3 protein-coding genes are annotated in these 6,281 nt (G+C 72.0%); all 3 read left to right on the top strand.

Features of this window, described 5'->3' with window-relative positions; genetic code table 11:
• Positions 1-68 precede the first annotated feature (68 nt).
• Positions 69-1,259 (top strand): glycosyltransferase family 4 protein, encoded by a 1,191-nt coding sequence (locus FNH08_RS41975; protein WP_152776765.1) that lies wholly within the window; start codon positions 69-71, stop codon positions 1,257-1,259.
• Between the two features lie 38 nt (positions 1,260-1,297).
• On the top strand, positions 1,298-2,074 hold the full coding sequence (locus FNH08_RS41970) for a class I SAM-dependent methyltransferase (protein WP_228034702.1): 777 nt from the start codon (positions 1,298-1,300) through the stop codon (positions 2,072-2,074).
• Positions 2,071-6,281, top strand: a 4,211-nt coding sequence (locus tag FNH08_RS41965) for an alpha-(1->3)-arabinofuranosyltransferase (RefSeq protein ID WP_152776766.1), incomplete at its 3' end; no start/stop codon positions are given. The genes FNH08_RS41970 and FNH08_RS41965, both read left to right, overlap by 4 nt.

Genomic DNA, 6,281 nt, shown 5'->3' with positions numbered 1-6,281 from the left:
CACGGATTCCCCCCACCGCGGCTCTCTCCCCCACGTGAGTTCCGCGACCTAGACGAGTTGGAGCACGCATGCCCCAGCACGTGCCGTTCTCACTGCTCGAGGCGTTCCCGCGCTCCGCGCAGCAGCACACTCCGGCGCACCCCCCACAACCGCGCCGCATCGTTTTCCTCGCCCGCCGTGACCTCGGCAATCCCGCCGCGGGCGGTTCCGAACTCCTCGTCGACCGGCTCGCCGACGGACTGACCCGGCTCGGTCACCAGGTCACCCTGCTGTGCGGCGGGCCGGCCGCGTTCCGGGACTACCGGGTCGTGTCGGCCGGCGGCGACCTGAGCCACTATCTGCGCGCCAAGTCCTCGTTCGCCCGCCAGGTCGGCGACTGCGACCTGCTGGTCGAGGTGTGCAACGGCATGCCGTACCTGGCACCGCTGTGGCACGACGGTCCGACGCTGTGCCTGGTCAACCATGTGCACACGGAGTTGTGGAGCATGCGGTTCGGCGGTCCGCTGGCGCCCGCGGCGCGCCTCGGCCGAAGACTCGAGCACTGGGCGCTGGCGGGTGCGCAGCCGAAGAAGCAGCGGAAGAAACAGGAGAAGAAGAAGCAGAAGAACCTGCTCGTCGCCGTCTCGACGTCGACGGCCCACGCGCTGCGGGACATCGGCGTGGAGCGCGAGCGGATCAGAGTGGTGCACAACGGCGTCGAGGAGCCGGGGCCCCGCGCGGAACGCTCCCCCGAACCGCTGTTCGTGGCGGTGGGGCGGCTCGTCGAGTACAAGCGGATCGATCTGCTGCTGCGGCTGTGGGAGCGGGTGCGGCCGGTGACGGGCGGGCGGCTGGTGATCGTGGGCGACGGCCCCGAGCGCGCGGCCTTGGAGCAACTCGCGGGCCCTGACGTGGAGTTCACTGGCTATGTCTCCGATGCCGAGAAGCACCGGCTGCTCTGCGAGGCGTGGCTGCTGCTGCATCCCTCGGCGGTCGAGGGCTGGGGGCTGGTGGTCACCGAGGCCGCGGCACGTGAGACTCCCGCGATCGCCTTTGACGTGCCGGGGTTGCGTGACTCCGTCGTGGATGGCGAGACGGGGGTGCTGGCGCGGGGCGAGTCGTCGTTCGCCGCGGCGTGGTGCGCTCTCGCGCTGTCTACGGATCGGCGGGTTCTCATGGGCAAGGCCGCCCGTGAGCGGGCGGCGCGCTATCGCTGGGGGCACACGGTTCGGCGGTTCAGAGCGGTGGCCGGTGAGGCGGTGAGGGACTGGGTGCCGTGAGGGTCGGGCGGTTCGGGGGTGGTGCTGTCGGTTGGACGCTGCGGGTTGTTTGTGGCTTGTCGCGCAGTTCCCCGCGCCCCTATCGGGGCACGAAGGACCCCTCTCTTCGCCGTTCCCTCGCTCTCTTTCGGGCCTTTCTGCGGGAGCAGGACGAACCCGAGCGGTGTTACTCCCTTCTCGCCCGGGACGCCGTCGATCAGGTCGAGGCTTACGGTGGCGCAGTCGAGGGCCGGACCGTCGTGGATGTCGGCGGAGGCGGTGGGTACTTCACGGAGGAGTTCCGGCGGCGCGGTGCGCACGCGTACCTCTTCGAGCCCGATGTACGGGAGTTGGGGGCCGAGCCGCCCGAAGATGCCGTGGTGGCCGACGGGTATCTGCTGCCCCTGGGTGGTGGGGTCGCGGACGTCACCTTCTCCTCCAACGTGCTGGAGCACGTGGCCGATCCGCAGACCTTCCTCAGCGAGCTGGTGCGGGTCACCCGGCCCGGCGGCCTGATCTACGTGTCGTTCACCAACTGGTACTCCCCGTGGGGCGGTCACGAGTGGGCGCCCTGGCACTACCTCGGTGCCGAGCGGGCGCGGGCCCGCTACCGGCGCCGTACCGGGAGACCGGCCAAGCACACCCTCGGCGAGAACCTCTTCGCCGTGCACATCGGCCCCACCCTGCGGCAGGTGCGCGCCCGCGACGACGTCACGGTCGTCTCGGCGCGGTCCCGCTACTGGCCGTTCCTCGCGGAGACCGTCGTGAAGGCGCCGGGCATACGCGAGTTCGCCACCTGGAACCTCCTCCTCATCCTCCGGCGGTGTCCACCATGACGAGCACGGTCCAGGCCCCTCCTCCCGCCCCGGTACGACCCGACGGGCCCGCGCTTCGGCCCCCCGAGGGTCCGCGCTCGCGGCGCTGGCTGCTGGGGTTCTGGGCCGTGGTGTTCGTGCTGTTCCTGGCCGTGGACCCAGGGCGGACGACCTTCGAGACCAAGCTGGGTGTCGCCCTCGATCCGTGGCAGTTCCTGTCCGACCTGGGGCAGTTGTGGCACGACCGAGGCGGCTTCGGCGGCATCCTGGACCAGTACGTCGGCTACGCGTGGCCGATGCTGCCGTACTACGCGCTGTGCGATCTCTTGCAGGTGCCGGTGTGGCTCGCCGAGCGGCTGTGGCTGTCGATCGTCGTGTCGGTGGCTTTCTGGGGCGCGCTGCGGCTGATGGAGCGGCTGCGGGTCGGGAGTGACGGCAGCCGGTTGCTCGGTGCCGTCGCGTACGCGCTGTGGCCGGTGTTCACGACCGTCGTCGGCTCGACGTCGGCCGCCGCGCTGCCGGGCGCGTTCCTGCCGTGGGTGCTGCTGCCGCTGACGAACGAGCGGTACAGCGCGCGGGTCGCCGCCCTGCGCTCGGCGCTGGCCATCCCGTTCATGGGTGGTGTCAACGCGGCGGCCACGCTGGCGTCGCTGCTGCCGGTCGGGCTCTATCTGCTGTCGCGTCCGCGCGGTCCCCGGCAGCGCAAGCTGATCGCCTGGTGGGTGCCGGGCGTACTCCTGGCGACGGCGTGGTGGGTGGTCCCGCTGCTGCTGCTCGGCGCGTACGGCGAGAACTTCCTGCCGTACGTGGAGACCTCGCAGACCACCACGGCCACCATGTCGGCCACCGAGGCGCTGCGCGGCGCCGGGAACTGGGTGGCGTACCTGCACTTCGGCGAGGCCTGGCTGCCCGCCGGCTGGACGGTCGCGTCCTCGGTGGTCGTGATCGTGTGCTCGGCGCTCGCGGCCGGACTGGGGCTGGCCGGGCTCGCGCGGCGGGACCTTCCGGAGCGACGGTGGCTGGTGCTGACGGTGCTGTCCGTCGCGCTGGTCACGCTCGCCGGGTACGGCGGCAGGTTCGGCGGGCCCTTCCACGGGCTGGTCCAGGACTGGCTGAACGGTGCGATCGTGCCCTTCCGGAACATCTACAAGTTCCAGACGGGACTCGCGCTCGCGCTGGTCCTCGGGCTGGCCCATCTGGTGGGCGTGGCGGCCCGGGAACGCGGGGCGCGCCGGGTCCGCGGACGGCGGTACGTGACGCTGGTCGCCGCGCTGCTGGTGCTGCCCGGGCTCGCGTGGCCGTACCTCAACGGGTCGATCCTGCAACCGGGTTCGTTCCAGGAGCTTCCCAAGTACTGGAAGAGCACGGCGAGTTGGCTGAAGGAGAACTCGCCCGACTCGCGCGCCCTCGTCGTCCCCGCCACCGCGCACGGCATCTACACCTGGGGCTCTCCCATCGACCAGCCCCTCGACGTGCTCGCCGAGTCCCGCTGGGCGCAGAGGGACTACGTGCCCTTCGGCACCCCGGGCAACCGGCGCGCGATGGACGCCGTCGAGCAGGCGCTGATGACGGGTGGTGAAGTCCCGGGCCTGGCCGACTACTTGAGCCGCGCCGGGCTGTACTACGTGGTCGTCCGCAACGACCTCGACCCGGACCAGGTCGGCTACGTCCCGACCACGACCGTCAAGCGGACCCTGGAACAGTCGGGGTACGAGCGGGAGACGGGCTTCGGGCCGCTGATGACGGGTGGGCGGATCGCGGGCGACACTCCGTTGCAGGTGGAGGGGCTGTATCCGCGCCAGCGGGCCGTGGAGATCTACCGGCCTCCGGCGGACGCGCCACGCCCCGGGCAGGCCGGGGTGAAGCCGATCGCCGACACCGCCGTCGTCTCCGGCGGACCCGAGGCGCTGCTGCCACTGGCCGCCGACCCGGTGATGCGCGGCCGCCCCACCGTGCTGACCGGCGACAGCCATCCCGGTCTCGGCACCCCCGAGGTGCAGGTCGTCGGCGACGGGCTACGGCGCGCGGACACCCGGTTCGGGCTGGTCAACGCCAACACCTCGTACACGTACACCGCTCGCGAACGCAATCACAGCGGCAGCCTCCAGGACCCCGGTGACGGTCCGCACCAGATCCTGCCGGTGAAGGGCACCTCCCACCAGACGGTGGCCCAACTGCGCGGCGCCCGCTCGGTGACGGCGTCGTCGTCCGGCAACTGGCTGTTCTACCTGCCCCAGTACGACCCCGTGAACGCCTTCGACGGCGATCCGAACACCGCGTGGGCGGAGGGCGCGGCCGGTTCGGCGGACGGGCAGTGGCTGCGGATCGCGTTCGACGGCGCGGAGGACGTCCCGTCGTCGTTCAAGGTGACGCCGCTGCCGCAGGACCAGGTGCGGTCGGCGCCGACGCGGGTGCGGGTGGAGACGGAGCAGGGCTCCGTGACCAGCTATCTGCAGCCCGACGGCTCCCCGCAGACGGTCCGGGCCCGCCCCGGAGAGACGGACTGGCTGAGGATCACGATCCTCGACTCGGTGGAGCGGCACGCCGGGCTCACGGGCGCCGGCTTCTCCGATATCGACCTCCCGGGTGTACAGGTCACGCGGATGCTGCGGCTGCCGACGGATGCCGAACGCTCCGGCGCCTCCCACTCCTCCGACTCCTCTGTCTCCTCCGCCTCCGCCTCCGCCTCCGCCTCCGCCTCCGCCGAGATCGTCTCCCTGCACCGTGCCGCCGACCCCACCGGGCTCTCCCCGACGGGCACGGAGACGGGCCTCCACCGCCGCTTCTCGACGACCACGTCCGGGACGTACGACGTGAAGGCGAGCGCCGTACCGGTGCCGAGCGCCGAGCTCGACCAGCTGCTGTACGAGGTCGCGCCCGAGGAGAGCGACCGGGTCACCGCGACGGCGGACTCGACGGCACACCTCGGTGTCGGGCTGTCACCGCGCAACCTCACCGACGGCGATCTGACGACGGCGTGGATCGCGGGCGACAAGCCGGTGATCCATCTGACGTGGCCGAAGCGGCAGAAGGTCGGCTCGATCGTGCTCGCCCCGGCGGGCGGCCTGTCCACCCGCCCGACCCAGGTGTCGATCAGCTCGCCGGACGGCGCGGCGATCACGGCGGTCGACGAGAACGGCTGGGCCCGCTTCGAGCCGATCACCACGAACCGCCTCGACATCACGATCACCGAGACCGCCCCGCTGACCGTCCACAACCCCGTCGCCGACGACGACCTGCGACTCCCGGTCGGCCTGACGGAGGCGTACGTCCCGGCCCTCGACAACCAGCGGGCCGAACAGCCGTCGGACACCCGCGACTTCTCGCTGCCGTGCGGCAAGGGCCCGGCGCTGGCGATCGACGGCGAACTGTACGAGACGAGCGCGAAGGGGACGGTACGGGACCTGCGCGAGCGGCGCGTCATTGACGTGACTCTGTGTCAGCAGCGCAAGGGCAACCCCGAGGTGGACCTGGCGTCCGGCTCGCACCGCGTCGAGGCCGGGGACGGTGGTCCGCTCGCCGTGACGGATGTGACCCTCACGCGCGGAACGGTGACCGAGCCCTCGGGGCTCTCGGACACGACCGCCCGCGACCTGCGGATACGGGACTGGCTCGGTGACCTGCGCGAGGTGTCGGTGGGCTCGGGCGCGGCCTCGTACCTGACGACGTACGAGAACTTCAACGACGGCTGGAAGGCCACGCTGAACGGCAGCGAGCTCACCCCCGTCCGGCTCGACGGCTGGCAGCAGGGGTGGCAGATCCCCGGCGGCGCGGGCGGCACGGTGAAGCTGACGTACGAACCGTCCACGACCTACGAGGCCGGACTGGTCGGCGCCGGGGTCGGGCTGGTCGTCCTGATCGGCCTGGTGCTGTGGCGGCGCCGCGCGCCCAACCCCGAGCCGACACCGACTTCAGCGCCCCGGAGGCACGCCAGGTCCAACAGCGCGTGGCAGCCCGTGGCGCCGGACGCCGGTTTCTGGCTCGGCACGGTCGCGCTCACGCTCGTGGGCATCGTGATCGCGGGCGCCTTCGCGCTGCTGGTGCCCGTGCTTGCGCTGCTGGCGTGGAAGCGGCACACCCTGCTGGTGCCGATCGCGTTCCTCTCCCTGGCCGGGGCGGGCGTCGCCGCCGCCCTGGGGGCCGGGGAGCCGGCGGCGGCCGGTGAGGGGGCGTTCGGGCCGGTGGCCCAAGTGCTGGCGCTGGTGGGGTTGTTCGCGGGGCTGGTGAG

It is taken from the genome of Streptomyces spongiae, assembly GCF_009377185.1.
Classification (GTDB): Bacteria; Actinomycetota; Actinomycetes; order Streptomycetales; family Streptomycetaceae; genus Streptomyces; species Streptomyces spongiae.
Note: the sequence above shows the minus strand (reverse complement) of the source record. Positions and strands in the feature narration are given on the sequence as shown.